Genomic DNA, 16,233 nt, shown 5'->3' with positions numbered 1-16,233 from the left:
TCATGTAGCCTTTTTTTTTGCAGTGGAAATACACGGGTAAAAGGCTCGGAACATAGACTGTGGTGAAGGCATGAGAATGATGGGGAGGGTGAACGATGAAATTTTACACATTCAAGCTGCCTAAATTTTTGGGAGGATTCGTTAAGGCTGTGTTGAACACATTCCACAAAAACTAGATCGAGCGGATGCCTGGCCGAAAAACAAGATTTAGAGAGACAAAAGAAACACCAAAAAAGCACCTCTATTTAGAAAAGGTGCTTTTTGTCTATATGCTGATTTGATTCTTATACACGGGTCAGTTTACCGGATTTCAAAGCCCGGGTGCTGACGTATACGCGTTTCGGTTTACCGTCAACCAAGATCCGAACTTTCTGTACGTTTACGCCCCAAGAACGGCGGTTGCGATTGTTAGCATGGGAAACATGGTTACCGCTGCTAGGCTTTTTACCTGTTACATAACATTTGCGAGACATTCATTACACCTCCTGTTCCAATACACCTGTCTTGAAAATAACAGCTTATTAGCAAGTTCACAGTTATTGTTCAAACAAAACAATACTTAAATATAATATCATAGTAAAAAAAGCCCCGTCAACCGATTGTCAAACAATATTTCTTTCTCCTTGACCTTCTTTTATTTATTTCTCTTTATTCTTATAGTACAATATTGTTTAGTCCATAATAATTTCTAGGGGGGAGTGAGTGCAGGCGTGGCTATACAATTGGATACCGAATATGGACACATCGATATCTCGGAAGAAGCGATAGCGGTTATCGCCGGATCGGCCGCCATGGAATGTTATGGACTGGTAGGAATGGCAAGCCGAAAGCAATTTAAAGACGGCATAGCCGAGTTGCTTGGACGCGAAAATTTAGCCCGAGGTGTAGAAGTGAGCCTTGAGAATAACCGATTGGCAATTTATCTTTATATTATAGTCAGTTATGGCACTAAAATTTCCGAGGTCGCACACAACATACAGCAAAAAGTAAAATACGTATTAAGTGAAGTCGTTGGACTCGAAGTTGCCGAGGTGGGAGTCGTAGTTCAAGGCGTACGTGTATCAAGCTAGGAAGGGGAATTCTCTTGAGTAAGCGTTCTATAAATGGAACAGATTTTACCGCCATGGTACTGGCCGGGGCGGATCGGCTTGGACAGCATGCCGAGCATGTCAACTCGCTGAACGTGTTTCCGGTTCCCGACGGGGATACTGGAACCAACATGAATTTGACGATGACAGCCGGCGTAACCGAGCTGAAGAACAACGGAGCGGGAGGCGTTGGCAGCCGGGCGGGCGTTTTGTCCAAGGGGCTGCTGATGGGCGCGCGGGGGAACTCCGGGGTTATTTTGTCCCAGTTGTTCCGCGGATTTGGCCGTTATGCCGCATCGTACGAAGAACTGAATACGGTTCATTTCGCGGCCGCTCTGCAAAGCGGGGTGGATACCGCTTATAAAGCGGTTGTAAAGCCCGTGGAGGGAACGATCCTTACGGTGGCGAAGGAAGCTGCCAAGCATGCCGTCTTTTATGCCAGACGGACTACGGATATTACGGAACTTATGACCGAAGTGTTGGCCAAAGCTAAAGAAGCCCTTGCCAATACCCCGGAGCTTTTGCCTGTTTTGAAGCAAGTCGGCGTTGTAGACTCCGGCGGCCAGGGACTGGTTTATATTTATGAAGGCTTTTTGGAACAGTTGACGGGCAAAGTGCCGACTTACGTGCCGGCTCAAGCAACCGCTACCGTTCGTGCGTCTCAAGTGCCCCATCCGGCGTTCGACGCTGCGCATGCGATTTCCGCGCAGGCCAAGCTGGAAACCGAAGATATCGAGTTCTTGTATGATATGGAATTTTTTATTAATCGCAAACTGGGCGCAGGCCCAAGTTCGGTATTTGATGAGGATCAATTCCGGAAAGCGCTGTCAATTAATGGAGATTCCATTATTGTTATAGCGGATGATGAAGTTATTAAAGTGCATGTCCACTCCAAGGCGCCCGGCGAGGTTCTGAATCTTGCGCTGCGTTACGGCGAAATTACGCAAATTCATATTTTAAATATGCGCGAGCAGCACCGCGATCTCTTGACTACCGGTATGGATGCGGCTCCGATGCCTGAACTGTTTGCCGAGATTCCGGCGGAACCGGTTCGCTCGCTTGATCCGGCATCGCTTCCGGCCGATGAGATGGCTTCTTACGGATTTATCGCCGTGGCCTCGGGCCAAGGAATTTCGGATATCTTCAAGAGCCTTGGCGTTGATGTCGTATTGTCCGGCGGACAGACGATGAACCCGAGCACGGAGGATTTTGTAAAGGCGATTCATTCGATTTCGGCCCAGCATATTTTCGTGCTTCCGAACAACTCGAACATCGTACTCGCCGCTCAGCAGGCCCGCGACCTTCTTGAAGGGGAGCGCAGCGTAACCGTTATTCCAAGCAAGAGCATTCCGCAAGGGATTGCCGCGGCCTTCGCCTTCCAGGAAGATGAGAGTGCCGAGAGCAATACGGATAACATGTTGAATGCCGTCCAGCACGTGAAGACCGGACAAGTTACATATGCCGTCCGTGACACGGTGTTTGACGATCTCGAGATCACGGCCGGGCACTACATCGGAATCGCGGATTCCAAAATTGTAAGCACGGAAGAAGGACTGCTGGAGACGAGCAAGGAATTGCTGACCAAAATGCTTGATGGCGGCGATGAGATCATTACGATCCTGGTTGGCGAAGAAGCAGCATCCGAGACCACAGAATCGCTCGCAGCCTGGATTCATGAGGTATATCCTGACGCTGAAGTGGAAATTCACGACGGCGGCCAGCCGATTTATTATTATTTGTTTTCGGTTGAATCCTAAAGATCTAAGGAGTCCTTGAAAAAGGGCGGAGGAGAAAGGATGGGGATCTCTTTGAAGCAGGCTGTTATCGTGGCCGACAGTACGGCTGATGTTCCTAAGGCAATGGTTGAGGAATACGGAATTCATATCGTACCTATGCGGCTTTCATTTGGTGAGGAATCTTTTGTGGAAGGCATCGACATTACTGTCGAGGAGTTTTATGACAAACTGACCAAATCCAACGAGCTGCCGACGACTTCACAAACCTCTCCATCCCAGTATGTTGAGGTATACAGAAATTTGATGCAGGAGCACCCCGGGGCACCTATTATTTCGATTCATATTTCCTCCGGCATGAGCGGAACGTATCAGTCGGCTTTGCTTGCGAAGAGTATGATTGAGGAAGAAGACGGAGTGGATGCCGATATTACGGTAATCGACTCCCTGTGCGCTACTTACGGGTTTGGCCTGCAAGTCGTTTTAGCTGCCAGATTGGCTAAGCAAGGCATGTCCCCGGCTGAAATCAAAGTCGAAGTGGAGCGGGTCGGTAAAGAACGCAAGCTCTATTTCCTGGTGGATGTCCTGGAATATTTACAAAAAGGCGGCCGGATCAGAAAATCCGCCGCGATTGTCGGCTCCCTGCTGAATATCAAGCCGATTCTGTCGGTGGATCAGGAGGGCAGCATCTACCCGGTCGATAAGGTGAGAGGCCAGAAGAAGGCCGTTTCCAAAGTAATCGAATTGTTCATAAACGATTTGGGGGACCAAAAAGATTTGAACATCGCGGTTTGCGACGCCGTCAATCCGGAGGGCGCCGAGGAAATGATTCGCCTGATGTCGGAGCATTTCACTTTGCATGAGGTGGTTCGCACCAGCATTGGAGCCGTTGTCGGCACCCATGTAGGACCAGGCACCGTGGCCGTTTTCGTTTGGCCAGCCTAAAAGTTCGATGGAACCCATCTTGTTATGGCGGGAAATACATCATCGGGCGCTTTAAAGTGAGGGATCAAACGTGGATTTAAACGAAATCCCGGTAAGGCAAGTCAGCGGCGTGAGCGCTCTTAAAGCAGGAGAGCTTCACGCCTTTGGCGTCTTTACGGTAAATGATTTAATTGAATATTATCCGTTTCGTTACGAGGATTACCGGCTTCGCTCCCTGACGGAAGCCAAGGACGGTGACAAGATCACGGTCCAGGCCAAAATTATGGGCGTTCCCGTGCTGCAGCGGTACGGCAAGAAGTCGAGACTGACCTGTAAAATGGTTGCCGAGGATTGGATGTTTACGGCGACCTGGTTTAACCGCCACTTTTTGCGGGAGGAATTGACGGCGGGGCGTGAAATTATTCTAACGGGAAAATGGGATATGCGGCGTAGCCAATTGACTGTGTCGGACTCGGAGTTTCCCGACAAAGGGACGCTGCGCAGCGGCAGCCTGCAGCCTGTCTACTCCGTAGGCGGCAAGATCACGCAGGCCTGGATTCGCAAGACGATCGGACAGGCGTTGACGCAGTACGGGGAGATGATTCCGGAGAATCTGCCTTCGGAATTGCTTCGGCAGTATGATCTGATGCCGCGCCGGCGGGCGATTCAACGCATTCATCAACCGCAGGACAGCGAGGAAGGGCAGCTAGCCCGCCGCCGGATGGTGTATGAGGAACTGTTTTTGTTCCAACTCAAGCTGCAGGCGTACCGGGCGATGAATCATGAACGGATGGACGGCGTACGGCACGAGGTCGAGAATGCGACGGTGCGCGAATTTGTGCGCAGCCTTCCGTTTGAACTAACGGATGCGCAGAAAAAGGTGGAGCTGGAGATATTGCAAGACATGCGTTCGCCTTATTGCATGAATCGGTTGCTGCAGGGCGACGTCGGCTCCGGCAAGACAGTCATCGCTGCTATCGCCTTGTTCGCCGCGGTTAAATCCGGGCACCAGGGCGCGTTCATGGTGCCGACCGAAATTTTGGCCGAGCAGCATGTCCGATCGCTGACCAAGCTGTTTGAGCCGTTCGGCATTACGGTCGGTTTGCTTACGGGCAGCGTGACCGGACGGCGGCGCAAGGATCTGCTGGCCTCGCTGCAGATGGGGATGACCGATATCATCGTCGGCACCCATGCGTTGATCCAGGAGGACGTCTTTTTCCGCTCGCTTAGCTTAGTCGTAACGGACGAGCAGCATCGCTTCGGGGTGAATCAGCGGAGCGTATTGCGCCGCAAAGGATTTAATCCCGATGTGCTGACGATGACGGCGACGCCGATTCCGCGGACGCTCGCCATCACGGCCTTCGGCGATATGGACGTTTCGACGCTCTCGGAGCGGCCGAAAGGCCGGAAGCCGATTTCGACCTACTGGGTCAGGCACGGAATGATGGACCGGGTCCTCGGCTTCATTTCCCGCGAAATCTTGCTCGGACGGCAAGCGTATCTGATCTGTCCGCTGATCGAAGAGTCGGACAAGCTGGATGTGCAAAATGCAATCGACTTGTACGTGGGAATGCAGCAGGCTTTCCCGGATTTCAAGGTCGGCCTGCTGCACGGACGGATGTCGGCGGCGGAGAAGGACGAGGTAATGCGCTCGTTCTACGATAACGAGGTGCAGCTGCTCGTCTCGACGACGGTCGTCGAGGTCGGCGTCGACGTGCCTAACGCGACGCTGATGATCGTCATGGACGCCGACCGCTTCGGTCTGTCGCAGCTTCACCAGCTGCGCGGCCGCGTCGGGCGGGGGGAGCACGCGTCGTACTGCGTGCTCATCGCGGATCCGAAGTCGGAGGTCGGTCAGGAGCGGATGAAGGTCATGACCGACACGGACGACGGCTTCGAAGTGGCCCGGCGGGACCTGGAGCTGCGCGGTCCCGGGGATTTCTTCGGCACCAAGCAGAGCGGGGTGCCGGAATTCCGAATCGCGGACATGGTCAGCGATTTCAAGGTGCTGGAGACGGCGCGGGACGACGCCGCCCGGCTGGTGGGCGACCCGTCCTTCTGGACGTCACCGGAATACGCGCCGCTGCGGACCTTCTTGCAGCAGGAGCAAATTTTGCAAGGTGAGCTGATCGATTAATTTTAACTTCATATTATAATAGAAGAAATTTTACTTGGATTTAACATAGAGGAACCGGCGACGTTGCATGTCGCCGGTTCTTTTTGCGGTGTTATTGGACCTCAACAAGGAAATAATAATCGGCCTGACCTTGGTCCAGGAACCATTCGCAGTGAATGTTATACAAGTATTGCCCCTTGGTTTCGGGCACGATATACGAATCCCCGCTGAAATCTTTGCTTGTATTGGTTAATGTAAATTCTTTGATTCCCTGCGGGGCTGTCGTATCTATTACGGAGCCTGCCGGAACAATAGCCGCTTTCAATTCAGGGATGGAGGCGTCCACACTTACACAACTTCCCGGTGACGGGCACCAGCTATAACCCCCTCTGGCGACCTCGATGGCAGTCCCGTTAATCGAAATAGCCGGCAAAGGCGGTTGCTCCTCCTTCACCCATTTTGAACGGATGGCCTGATTAAAGGAGGACGGGTCCTCTGAGTCACGGCTTTGGTTGCCGACGATATATCCGAGACCGAATGTACAGGCCAGCACCATTAATGCGATTAGCGAGAGCAGCATTCTTTTTTTCATTCTATACCCTCCTTTTCTATTTCCGACGAAGAAAGGACACTAATTGTTCCAGGCCTCTTTCACGAAAAATCATTCAAACGGGCCCTTGGAAAATAGTTGTGCACTATGGACAGCCTGCCGCTCATATATTAGAGAGAAGGCCTAAGGAACGGGAGGTGTAAGCGCCTTTGAGTTATCAACAATATGGAATCAGTCCGCAGCTGGTGGAGCGGATTAAACTGAAAATGAAAAATCCGGCTACCAAGGAGCGCGTCAAAAAACTGGTGGAGGGATTGACTAAATCCGACCTGCAGGACCGCATGAAGGTCAGACGGCTTGTTAAATCGGCGGCTACCTTGCTGAATGAACGGTTGACCGGGGTTCAGGAAGAGCAGATCGTTCAATTTGTCATTGCCCAAAAAATCGATCCGAAAAGCACGCTTCATTTAATCAAGCTGTGGGGAATGTTTCGTTAATAGTTTATTTCGGTGTGTTAAGGGCAGAGTCGGACAGCCGGAGAAATCCGGCTGATTTTTTTAACCTCGGGCATAAGCCTGTTTTACGCTGAGTTAATGATCCGGGGATAATGCGGCTTGCATTTACCGGATTCCTGTTGTATTTTTAAATTGACATGACAGTAGGTCAAAATAAAAAATCTGGAGGCCAATGAATGACTCCACGGACCAAAGAGCAAAATGAACAAATTCGTATCCGGCGAATGGCCCAAATTTTAAAAGCCGCCGCGGATGTGTACCTGGACAAGGGCATGCTAATGGAGATCCGGGATGTTGCCGCGGAAGCGGGTCTGGGATATGGGACGGTATATCATTACTATAAAAATAAAGCCGATTTGCTGCATGATTTGTTATCTCAGGCGATTGAACGGGCTGGAAAGATTTTGGGTGTTTCGTCCGTGGGGGCAGCGGCCGCAGCGGGAGGGAGCGGCTCGATCGGCCGGATAAGACCGATTGCAGCCATGCCGGCCGGTCCGAAATCTTGCAGGGAGCTTGCAGGGATGCTGCTGGCATCCTGGGCGGACGACCATGCCTTTTATTTGGCCTGCCAGCTGGGCGCCGATCATTTCCGGACGCTGCCCCAGGCGGAAGCGGAGCAGCTTTCGGCCGCATACCGTGAGCAGGTGCTGCTACCGCTGGCCAGCCTGATGTCCCCGGCTGATGTGGCTACGCATGGAGCGGACTCCGGGCATTCGCCTCCGGATGCTCCCGGCCCGGGACGGCAGGCGGAATGGCTGCTCGCCGCGCTGGCGGGCTGCGCTTTGCCGTCGATCCGCCGCGGAACACTGCATAAAGAGGCGGAACAAATTATAAGGTTTCTATTTTAACCGGTTTACCGGCATTATTTAGATTATAGAGTGGAGCGAAGGCCAAATGATTATATTGAAATCGCCAAGAGAAATTGAAGAGATGAAGGCGGCGAACCAGATTGTGGCGGATTGTCACCGGGAGGTTAAGAAGCTGATCCAACCGGGTATCAGCACCCTGGAAATTAATGATTTTGTCGCGAGACATATCACGAAGCTGGGCGGCAAACAGTTTACCAAAGGCTATAACGGATTTCCTGCCGAAACCTGCACCTCAGTCAATGACGTAGTGGCCCACGGTTTTCCTTCTTCGGAACCGCTGCAGGAAGGCGATCTGCTCAAGCTGGATATCGTGGCGCAATACGGCGGCTGGTTTGGGGATTCGTGCTGGTGCTATACGATCGGTAAACCTGGCCCTGACGTGGAAAAGTTACTTAAAATAACGAAGGAATGCCTGGAGCTCGGCATCTCCAAAGCGGTTCCCGGCAACCGGCTCGGAGACATTACATCGGCGATTCAGACCCACGCGGAATCGAACGGCTATTCCGTCGTCCGCGATTTACTTGCCCATGGCATAGGCAGAACGCTGCACGAGGAACCGAACTACGAACATGTAGGGGTGGCCGGGAAGGGAATTCGCCTTAAGGAAGGCATGGTGTTTACGATCGAACCGATGATCAACGAAGGCACCTTCCGCATTTCGATCGACGAGGATGGGTGGACCGCCAGAACGGCGGACGGTAAACTATCGGCTCAGTTTGAGCATACGATTGCGTTGACCCAGGACGGGCCGCTCATTTTGACGGCTCAATAGGCTGCCTGGCGAGGGTTCGCTTTTCTGCCGTCCCAAGCTTAAGCTTAGACTGGAATCTTTAATCACATAGAACTTTGCACCATAAAACGGCTGAGACCTTAAATGTCTTCGGCCGTTTTTTCTATGCTGGGAGCCCATTTTTTGCAGCAGGATTACGATATCCAGCAATAACCTGTTGTCAAAGCGAATATTTGTTCGTATTATGAATATAATAAGAACAAATGTTCCGTTTTAGTGCGGAAACTCGGTTTGCGGGTATCACAAGCTTTTATGGAGGGGTCACCTATGTCAAAACAAATCTTTTTAATCGATGGACAGTCCTTTTATGCTTCGGTGGAGAAGGCAGCCCACCCGGAGTATCACAACAAGCCTGTTGCTGTGGGCGACCCTTCAAGGCTAAACGGTATTGTGCTGGCGGCTTGTCCCATCGCCAAATCCCGCGGCGTGACGACCGCTTCGCGAGTCGGTGAAGCGCTGGCGAAATGCCCGGATCTGGTTGTGATTCGGCCCCGAATGCGGACGTATATTCAAATCTCGCTCCTGATTACGGAAATTTTTGAATCGTATACGGATCTTGTGGAACCGTTCAGCATTGACGAACAATTTCTGGATGTTACCGGCTCGCTTGGTTATTTCGGATCTCCTTATGAGATGGCTAAGATAATTCAGGACCATGTTCTTGTATCGACCGGCGTCTGGACGAGGGTGGGGATCGGCCCTACGAAGGTACTGGCTAAAATGGCGACCGATAATTATGCGAAGAAAATGCCCGAAGGTATATTTGAGCTTTCATTCGAGAAGCTGGAGTCCACCCTTTGGAAGCTGCCCGTAAATCACATGTTCATGGTCGCCTCCGCGATGACCCGTCATTTTACCCGGATGGGCCTGTACTGCATCGGGGATATTGCGCGTTTGGAGCTCGCTGAGTTTAAGCGGCGGATGCGGCGGGAAATGGGCAAGCAGAGCGATATTCAGGCGGAGTATTACTGGCAAACCGCACGCGGAATCGATCCGAGCCCTGTCGTTTCGGGAATACGCCATCAATTGAAATCGGTCAGCCACGGCAAGGCGCTTCGCTGGAATCTGTATTCCAGGCTTAAGGACATTGAAATCGTCCTGCTCGAGTTGGTGGTGGAGGTATGCCGCCGCACAAGGCAGCATCATTTTCTGGGCGGCGTGGTTTCCGTTTCGGCCGTGGAGACGGATGGCACGCGTTCCTCTTCCTTTAGCCGGCAGATGACACTGTCGGAGCCGACGTCCCTGACTCATGAGGTTGCCGCCGCCGTCCATAAGCTGTTTAAGAAGCACTGGGGAGGGCTGCCGGTCAGTAACTTGAGCGTATCATTATCCCAACTGACCGAAGACAGCACTATGCAGCTTACTTTGTTTGATAACCGGCCCCGTGCCTATGCTAAAGAGCGGGCTATCGACAGCATCAAAGACCGCTACGGGAGCAGTGCGATCATCCACGCTTCTTCGCTGACGGAAGCCGGCGTCGCGCGGGAAAGAGCCGGGCAAATTGGGGGGCATTACAAATGAGCAAGCTTGACGGGAATGAGCGGTGGAAGTCCAAGATGCTGCTGACCGAGCACGCTGAACAGTATGAAGACCAGCATCGGTCTCAGGGAAGCAGCATTATTACAGCGGAAGAACGAAGGCTGCTCCGCGACTACACCCTGCTGCCTCACATGGAGAAGATGGTGCAGAAGAGCATTTCCGATGTGGAGTACTCCAACAACCTTTTCAAGCGTCTGCATCTTATGGTGAATCAGTACATTCTGAATCGGATCATCGGGGATTCCTATAAATTACGGCGCGAGCTTAAACAACGGAATATCCGAATTCTTAACGAAGAGCAGGCGGATATGGTGGTCTATTACCATTATTATTGCCGGGGATACCAGGAACGTTTCGGCATGACCCGGGATGTGATGCGGTCCGAGATCAGCCTGCGGCTGACAAAATACTCCTCGGAATTGGTCGCATTGCTGAAAGAACAAGCCAAAGAATCGGGAAAGACGCTCTGAATAGCATCCGTGAACAGCTGAATAGCTGTTCTTTTTTGCATTTAGGGTCCCAATCAAGAATAATTCCGGGTTGCAAACGGGACAGAAAGGCGAAGGAATTCCACCTGAAACTGGGAAATTAGTCACCAATTTGGGCGATAAGGGCATGGTCCGTAATTGGAGTGAAATTCAAGTAAGTAACCAATAGGCCCATTATGGGACCAGGGTATCTTTATTGTTAAGTTGGATGTAATTTCCATATCAGCGAAAATCCGCGTCGTTAAGCGATTTTCTAACATGACTTTTGTATCAATTCTGTAACCTTTATGGAAAAGGGTGTAAAAATAGATCGAAACTTCGAAATCTTTCGTGCGTCTAATAAGGGCGAAAGGCGCAAGCACCCCGTTCCATGAAAACAATGAATTGGAAACCGCTCATGGAATGTAGGGTTTTTCAGACTAACTTTCATAAAATGAGAAGGGCGCGGCGGGACAAACGGTGTTTTCCTGATTATGGGAAATATGGGCCACAATGCAGACAGGTCCCGGGGAAAGGACCCAGGAACAAAACACTTCCATTAGCCTAGTTACATTATGGGTTCACTTGGTTAATGATAGAAGTAATTTGAAGAGTGGAGGTGCGTGAGGGACCGTAACCGTACTGTTCATCGCCTGCATACAAAAAAATAGCGAGGTGAAAAATTAAAGACCGATGACTACATTAGCGCGAAAAAAGCTAGCCATCTGGATAGGGCTGGGCGCCGTATTGATCGCCGGCGGGATTTTTCTGGCAACCTTGATTTTACCTCCTGCCCACGTCAGTTTCGCCACTTCCGATGGCGCAGAGATGAAATTCCGGACCTCGGGCGACAAATTCATGGAGTACGAGGGCGACGGAACCTGGAATGAGCTTTTTGTAAAAGGCGTAAATCTGGGTGCCACGGTTCCTGGACATTTTCCGGGAGAATTCCCGATAACCGAAGACGATTACTTGCGCTGGTTTAAACAGATCGACGAAATGGGAGCCAATGTCATTCGGATCTACACGGTGCATAATCCTGTATTCTATAAGTCGCTGGTTAAATACAATCGGGACAAAGAAAAGGACCCGCTGTATTTCATTCAGGGAATCTGGTCCCCCGAGGAGCAGTTGATCGAGCTCAAGGACGCATACAACCCGGGGATTAAACAGAAATTCCACAAGGAAATTGAAAAAGCGGTCAAAGCGGTATACGGCGATCTGAAGATCGAAGCGACGCCGGGAGAATCGGGAGGAAAATATACCGCCAATGCGGGCCCTTATCTCATGGGCTGGCATATCGGCACGGAATGGGATCCCGAAATGGTCGATAACACGAACAAAGTGCATGCGGGGACGGAACCGTATCAAGGCAAGCACTTTGCGGCTGTCGCTGAAGCCAGTCCGTTCGAAAGCTGGCTGGCGGAGCTGGTTGACCAGACGGCGGAGTTGGAACGTTCCTACGGTTGGGAGCATCCGATTACGTTTACGAACTGGGTGACGACCGACGTACTGGAACATCCGGGCGAGCCGTTGTTTGAGGAAGACATGGCCAGCGTGGATGCCACCCATATCGAACCGGTAGATTGGGAAGCGGGTTATTTCGCCGCCTACCACGTATACCCGTACTATCCGGATTTCTTCCATCTGGATGAAACGCTGGAAACGATTCCGGACGGGGCCGACGATTACAACACGTACAAAGCCTATTTGAAAAATTTGAAGGCATATTACAAAGATATTCCGATTATGGTTACGGAATACGGAGTTCCTTCTTCGCTCGGCGTATCGCATCTGGGTCGTGGAGGCCGTAATCAGGGCGGACACAGCGAGCAGGAGCAGGGCGAAATCGACGTATCCCTTACGAAGGATATTTACGAAGAGGGATATGCGGGTGCGATTCTGTTCATGTGGCAGGACGAATGGTTCAAGAAGACGTGGAATACGATGCGCTTCGAGATTCCGGAAGACCGCCGCTCGTACTGGCTGAATGTGCTGACGAACGAGAAGTTGTTCGGCATTCTCTCCATGGGTGCGGGCAAGGAGGACCTGATTACGATTGACGGTAATCTGGAGGACTGGAACTCGCTCACCGAAGGAGAAGTGCAGGTATGGGACAATCCTTCGCCTGGCATGAAGCAGCTGCGCGTGACGCATGATGAAGCCTACGTATATGTGGGGTTGACGCTGGATGAGCCGTTCGATCCGGCCGCGAAAGAAATTTATCTCGGAACGGATATATTGTCCGGCGGGGATCAGCCGAAGACCGAGCTTCCCGGGAAAAGCCTGAGCGACGGCCTTGAAAATATGGTCGTAATTGGCAGCGATGAAGAAACTCAGGTCAAAGTGGCGCCTACGTACGATTTTCACCGCCGTTTGTACGGACAGTATGGCTACTGGATGCTAGACGATCAGACGGAGGAGCAAAAAGTTGATTTTCAACCGTGGAAATTGGCCGTCAGCTTGACGATGACGCCGCCGGATACCCGGTTTGCCCAACCGTTTAAGGATATGACGGTCGGGAAGCTGGTAAGGGGCACATCGGACCGCGAAAGCGAGCAGTTCAACTCGCTGACTTCATGGCAATACAGCGGCAATGAAGTAGAGCTGCGCATTCCATGGATGCTGCTTGGCTTTGCCGATCCGAGCTCGCTGCAGGTCATCAGCTACGGACCGCTGAAAAAGGACCGCACATTTACCACGGAAAAAACATCGGGCATCACTTTTGTGCCTTGGATGGTGGACCGCGCCAGCGGCGAAGCGTCATGGCCCGGTGAAAGCGGAACGCTGGATCTGAGTACCCAGCCGAAATACACCTGGTCCCCTTGGGAGACCGTCAAGTATACCGAGCATCTGAAATCGGGCTACTATGCCTTGAAGGCATACTATGAAAGTCTGCCGGATCACAGATAGCGGTAACGAATTTGTAGGTATGCAAATTGCTTTTGCGCATGTATCAGGAAGGAGGAAGTATTCTTTATGGACTCGCATCTTACCTTGGCAATCTATTTCGTTTACTTTTGCCTAGGATTGATTGGGATAGGCATGCTGTCATTGTTCTGGTTCAGAATCAGATCAAACCGCATGGAGAAGAAGCAAGAGCTTTATCTTCAGAAGCATCAGGACTATTTCAAGTTTATCCAAACACATCTCAACGGGGCTTCCGATTTGCCCCTGCCGCCCGGCAAGCTGACGAAGCTGGAGCGGAGGGTGATCCAGAACAAGCTGATCGAATGGATCGAGCAGTTTAAGGGAGAGATTCGCGACAAGCTGGTGAAGCTGTGTCAAGACGCAGGCTTCGTGAGCGAAGACATCAAATTGCTGGACAGCTTGTTCTATGGTCGCCGGATTTCGGCGGCGTACCGCCTCGGCGGCATGCGGGCGGCGGAAGCCGTCCCGAGAATGCTGCTTATGCTGGAGAAGCAGCGCTACAGCCCGCTGACGATTGTGATCGCCCGCGCCATCGCTAAAAGCGCGGAACGGGGAGATCAACTCAAGGAAATGCTGCATCATCTGCTCCGGCACGGCAAGCCGATTCATAATATGGCTGCCGACATTCTTATGGAGACGGGGCTGGATTCAAGCCGGCTGCTTCTGAAGCTGCTGGAAGACGAGAACCCGGATCTGGTCAAGGTAGCGCTTGTCGCCATGTGGGGGCAGGCCGTTCCCGAGGTCGTCCCGGCGCTCGACCGGCTGGTCGGCACGGGAGAGAAGGATGTGCGGGCCGAAGCGGTTAAGCTCTACTTGAGCTCCAATCCGGTGCTGAAGGACGATACGATTCGCGAGCTCATGGCCGACAGTGATTGGGAAGTCCGGGCCGCGGTAGCCAAGTCGCTCGGCAACACGCACGCAGCCGGCAGCATTCCGCTGCTGCGTACCGCCCTGCAGGATTCCAACTGGCGGGTGCGGAGCAATAGCGCCGAGAGTTTGGCGAAGCTGGGTGAGACGGGGTTTGAAGTACTGTGCCAGATCGCCAAGAACGGGTCGGGGATCGAGCGGGAAGCCGCCCTGCACCAAGTGGAGAAAGCTATGCTTGAAGAAGGCGAACATCAGAAGCTCGACCAAATGGTAGCCTACAACAAAAAAAAGCTGCTGTATGAACGGTATTTCGGGGTTTCCGAATCCAAACCGGTTCGACAGGTTGCAGCAGTCGGAGGGGATTACACTGCTTAGGGATATCTTGCTCATTTACGGGCTGTTCGCGACGTACTATGTGATGACCGTAAATGTGGTTTATTTTTCAATCATGGCATTCTCTTTCCGAAACATTATGACGATTTTCCGCCGGGCGGCTTACTCAAAATTCAATACCCTGTCCGGTTCGGAGCTCGTCCCGTCGATTTCGCTTCTGGTTCCGGCCTATAACGAAGAAGTGACGGTCATTGAGAATGTAAAATGCTTGCTGACGCTGAACTATCCGACATATGAGGTGATCGTGATCAACGACGGCTCAAGCGACGATACGCTCGGCGTACTCCGGAGGGAGTTCGGACTGGAGCCGCTGCCGAATCCGGAAATGAGAAACTCGATCGACTGCCAGACGATTAATTCGGTTTATTATAATCCTCAGTATCCGCATCTGTATGTAATAGATAAACCGAACGGCGGTAAAGCGGATTCGCTGAACGCCGGAATCAATTTGTCGCATTATCCGTTGATTTCTTCCATCGATGCGGACTCCTTGCTTGAGAAGGACGCGTTGATCCGGATGGCCCGCATGTATATGGAGAATCCGGAAGAAACCGTCGCGATCGGCGGCGACGTCCGTATCGCCAACGGCTGTGTTATCGAGAACGGGGCGGTTAAGGAAATATCGCTGCCTCGCAAAATGTGGCCGATGTTCCAGGCCGTCGAGTACCTGAAGGCGTTCCTCGGCGGACGGATCGGCTGGAGTCACATCAACGGGCTCATTATCGTATCCGGCGCTTTCGGATTGTTCCGTAAAGACTACGTTATTGCGGTCGGTGGTTACCGGGGCGGATACCCTGGAGAGGATATGAACATCATTATCAAGCTCCACCGCTACATGCTGGAGAACAAGCTGAAATACCGGATCGCCTTCTGTCCGGAAGCGGTATGCTGGACCCAAGCTCCGGATACGTACCGGATCCTGTCCAATCAGCGCAAACGCTGGGGACGGGGAAATCTGAAGAACATGATCGAGAACTATGACATGGCCTTCAATCCGAAGTATAAAGTGATGGGCTTGTTGACGATGCCTTACAACATTATTTTTGAGGCGCTCAACCCTTACTTTAAAATAACAGGGCTATTGGCTCTGATCGGATATACGATGCTCGATATGACGCATTGGCGGGTACTCGCGGTGTTTTGGCTGGTCAATTTCCTCAGCGGTTATTTGCTCAGCATCGGGGCACTGCTGCTGGAAGAGCTTGCATTCAAGAGGTTTAAAAAACTATCCGACCTGGTGCGCATGATGTTCTACTCTGCGATCAAGTTCTTCGGATATGCCCAGCTTGGCGGGCTATGGCGGATTCAAGGCCATATTCAATATTTGCGCAACAACAACTCCTGGGGGACGATGACCCGACAAAGCTGGCAAGAGAAAAGCGACACGGCGAAATCGGCTTAACCCACGTTCCGGTTACCGACTGGAAGGGAGTTGATAGCAAGGGAACGCA

At 51.9% G+C, this 16,233-nt stretch carries 15 protein-coding genes; 13 read left to right on the top strand and 2 right to left on the bottom strand.

Annotation, left to right across the window (positions count from 1 at the left end; genetic code table 11):
* The first annotated feature begins 95 nt into the window (after positions 1 to 95).
* Positions 96 to 176, top strand: a complete 81-nt coding sequence (gene spoVM / locus NYE70_RS08035; RefSeq protein WP_036621610.1) for a stage V sporulation protein SpoVM — start codon at positions 96 to 98, stop codon at positions 174 to 176.
* A gap of 108 nt (positions 177 to 284) precedes the next feature.
* Here spoVM and rpmB read toward each other — a convergent pair whose 3' ends face one another.
* On the bottom strand, positions 285 to 473 hold the full coding sequence (gene rpmB / locus NYE70_RS08030) for a 50S ribosomal protein L28 (protein WP_068781907.1): 189 nt from the start codon (positions 471 to 473) through the stop codon (positions 285 to 287).
* A gap of 237 nt (positions 474 to 710) precedes the next feature.
* On the opposite strand from rpmB, the gene NYE70_RS08025 reads away from it, so the two are divergent.
* The 4 genes from NYE70_RS08025 (at position 711) to recG (ending at position 5,882) form a co-directional block, all read left to right on the top strand.
* Positions 711 to 1,070, top strand: a complete 360-nt coding sequence (locus NYE70_RS08025) for an Asp23/Gls24 family envelope stress response protein (RefSeq protein ID WP_211019665.1) — start codon at positions 711 to 713, stop codon at positions 1,068 to 1,070.
* A 14-nt stretch (positions 1,071 to 1,084) separates the two neighbouring features.
* Positions 1,085 to 2,845 carry a DAK2 domain-containing protein gene (locus NYE70_RS08020; RefSeq protein ID WP_341045610.1) on the top strand — a complete coding sequence of 587 codons (1,761 nt, stop codon included), beginning with the start codon at positions 1,085 to 1,087 and terminating at the stop codon, positions 2,843 to 2,845.
* 51 nt (positions 2,846 to 2,896) lie between these two features.
* Positions 2,897 to 3,766, top strand: coding sequence for a DegV family protein (locus tag NYE70_RS08015; RefSeq protein ID WP_341047542.1), 870 nt, complete (start codon positions 2,897 to 2,899; stop codon positions 3,764 to 3,766).
* Positions 3,767 to 3,836: 70 nt separating this feature from the next.
* Positions 3,837 to 5,882, top strand: a complete 2,046-nt coding sequence (gene recG / locus NYE70_RS08010; RefSeq protein ID WP_341045609.1) for an ATP-dependent DNA helicase RecG — start codon at positions 3,837 to 3,839, stop codon at positions 5,880 to 5,882.
* Positions 5,883 to 5,973: 91 nt separating this feature from the next.
* On the opposite strand, the gene NYE70_RS08005 is transcribed toward recG, so the two are convergent.
* A complete protein-coding gene (locus NYE70_RS08005; protein WP_211019662.1) occupies positions 5,974 to 6,453 on the bottom strand; it encodes a hypothetical protein in 480 nt (159 codons plus the stop codon).
* A 167-nt stretch (positions 6,454 to 6,620) separates the two neighbouring features.
* Here NYE70_RS08005 and NYE70_RS08000 point away from each other — a divergent pair, with 167 nt between their 5' ends.
* From NYE70_RS08000 to NYE70_RS07965, 8 genes are all read left to right on the top strand, one after another.
* On the top strand, positions 6,621 to 6,908 hold the full coding sequence (locus tag NYE70_RS08000) for a stage VI sporulation protein F (RefSeq protein ID WP_211019661.1): 288 nt from the start codon (positions 6,621 to 6,623) through the stop codon (positions 6,906 to 6,908).
* Positions 6,909 to 7,102: 194 nt separating this feature from the next.
* Entirely contained in the window at positions 7,103 to 7,774 is a 672-nt protein-coding gene (locus NYE70_RS07995) for a helix-turn-helix domain-containing protein (RefSeq protein WP_341045608.1), read from the top strand.
* Between the two features lie 46 nt (positions 7,775 to 7,820).
* Entirely contained in the window at positions 7,821 to 8,567 is a 747-nt protein-coding gene (gene map / locus NYE70_RS07990) for a type I methionyl aminopeptidase (protein ID WP_211019659.1), read from the top strand.
* 285 nt (positions 8,568 to 8,852) lie between these two features.
* Positions 8,853 to 10,106 carry a DNA polymerase IV gene (locus tag NYE70_RS07985; protein ID WP_341045607.1) on the top strand — a complete coding sequence of 418 codons (1,254 nt, stop codon included), beginning with the start codon at positions 8,853 to 8,855 and terminating at the stop codon, positions 10,104 to 10,106.
* A complete protein-coding gene (locus NYE70_RS07980; RefSeq protein WP_211019657.1) occupies positions 10,103 to 10,594 on the top strand; it encodes a hypothetical protein in 492 nt (163 codons plus the stop codon). Before NYE70_RS07985 ends, NYE70_RS07980 begins: the two co-directional genes overlap by 4 nt.
* Before the next feature lie 690 nt (positions 10,595 to 11,284).
* Complete coding sequence (locus NYE70_RS07975) at positions 11,285 to 13,504, top strand: hypothetical protein (RefSeq protein WP_213653956.1); 2,220 nt, start codon at positions 11,285 to 11,287, stop codon at positions 13,502 to 13,504.
* Positions 13,505 to 13,675: 171 nt separating this feature from the next.
* Positions 13,676 to 14,764, top strand: a complete 1,089-nt coding sequence (locus NYE70_RS07970) for a HEAT repeat domain-containing protein (RefSeq protein ID WP_341045606.1) — start codon at positions 13,676 to 13,678, stop codon at positions 14,762 to 14,764.
* A 43-nt stretch (positions 14,765 to 14,807) separates the two neighbouring features.
* Complete coding sequence (locus NYE70_RS07965) at positions 14,808 to 16,184, top strand: glycosyltransferase family 2 protein (RefSeq protein ID WP_213654065.1); 1,377 nt, start codon at positions 14,808 to 14,810, stop codon at positions 16,182 to 16,184.
* The last annotated feature ends 49 nt before the right edge of the window (positions 16,185 to 16,233 follow it).

Origin of the sequence: Paenibacillus sp. FSL R5-0407 (genome assembly GCF_038009185.1) — a bacterium.
GTDB lineage: Bacteria > Bacillota > Bacilli > Paenibacillales > Paenibacillaceae > Fontibacillus > Fontibacillus vini.
This window is presented reverse-complemented; position numbering and strand designations above follow the sequence as displayed.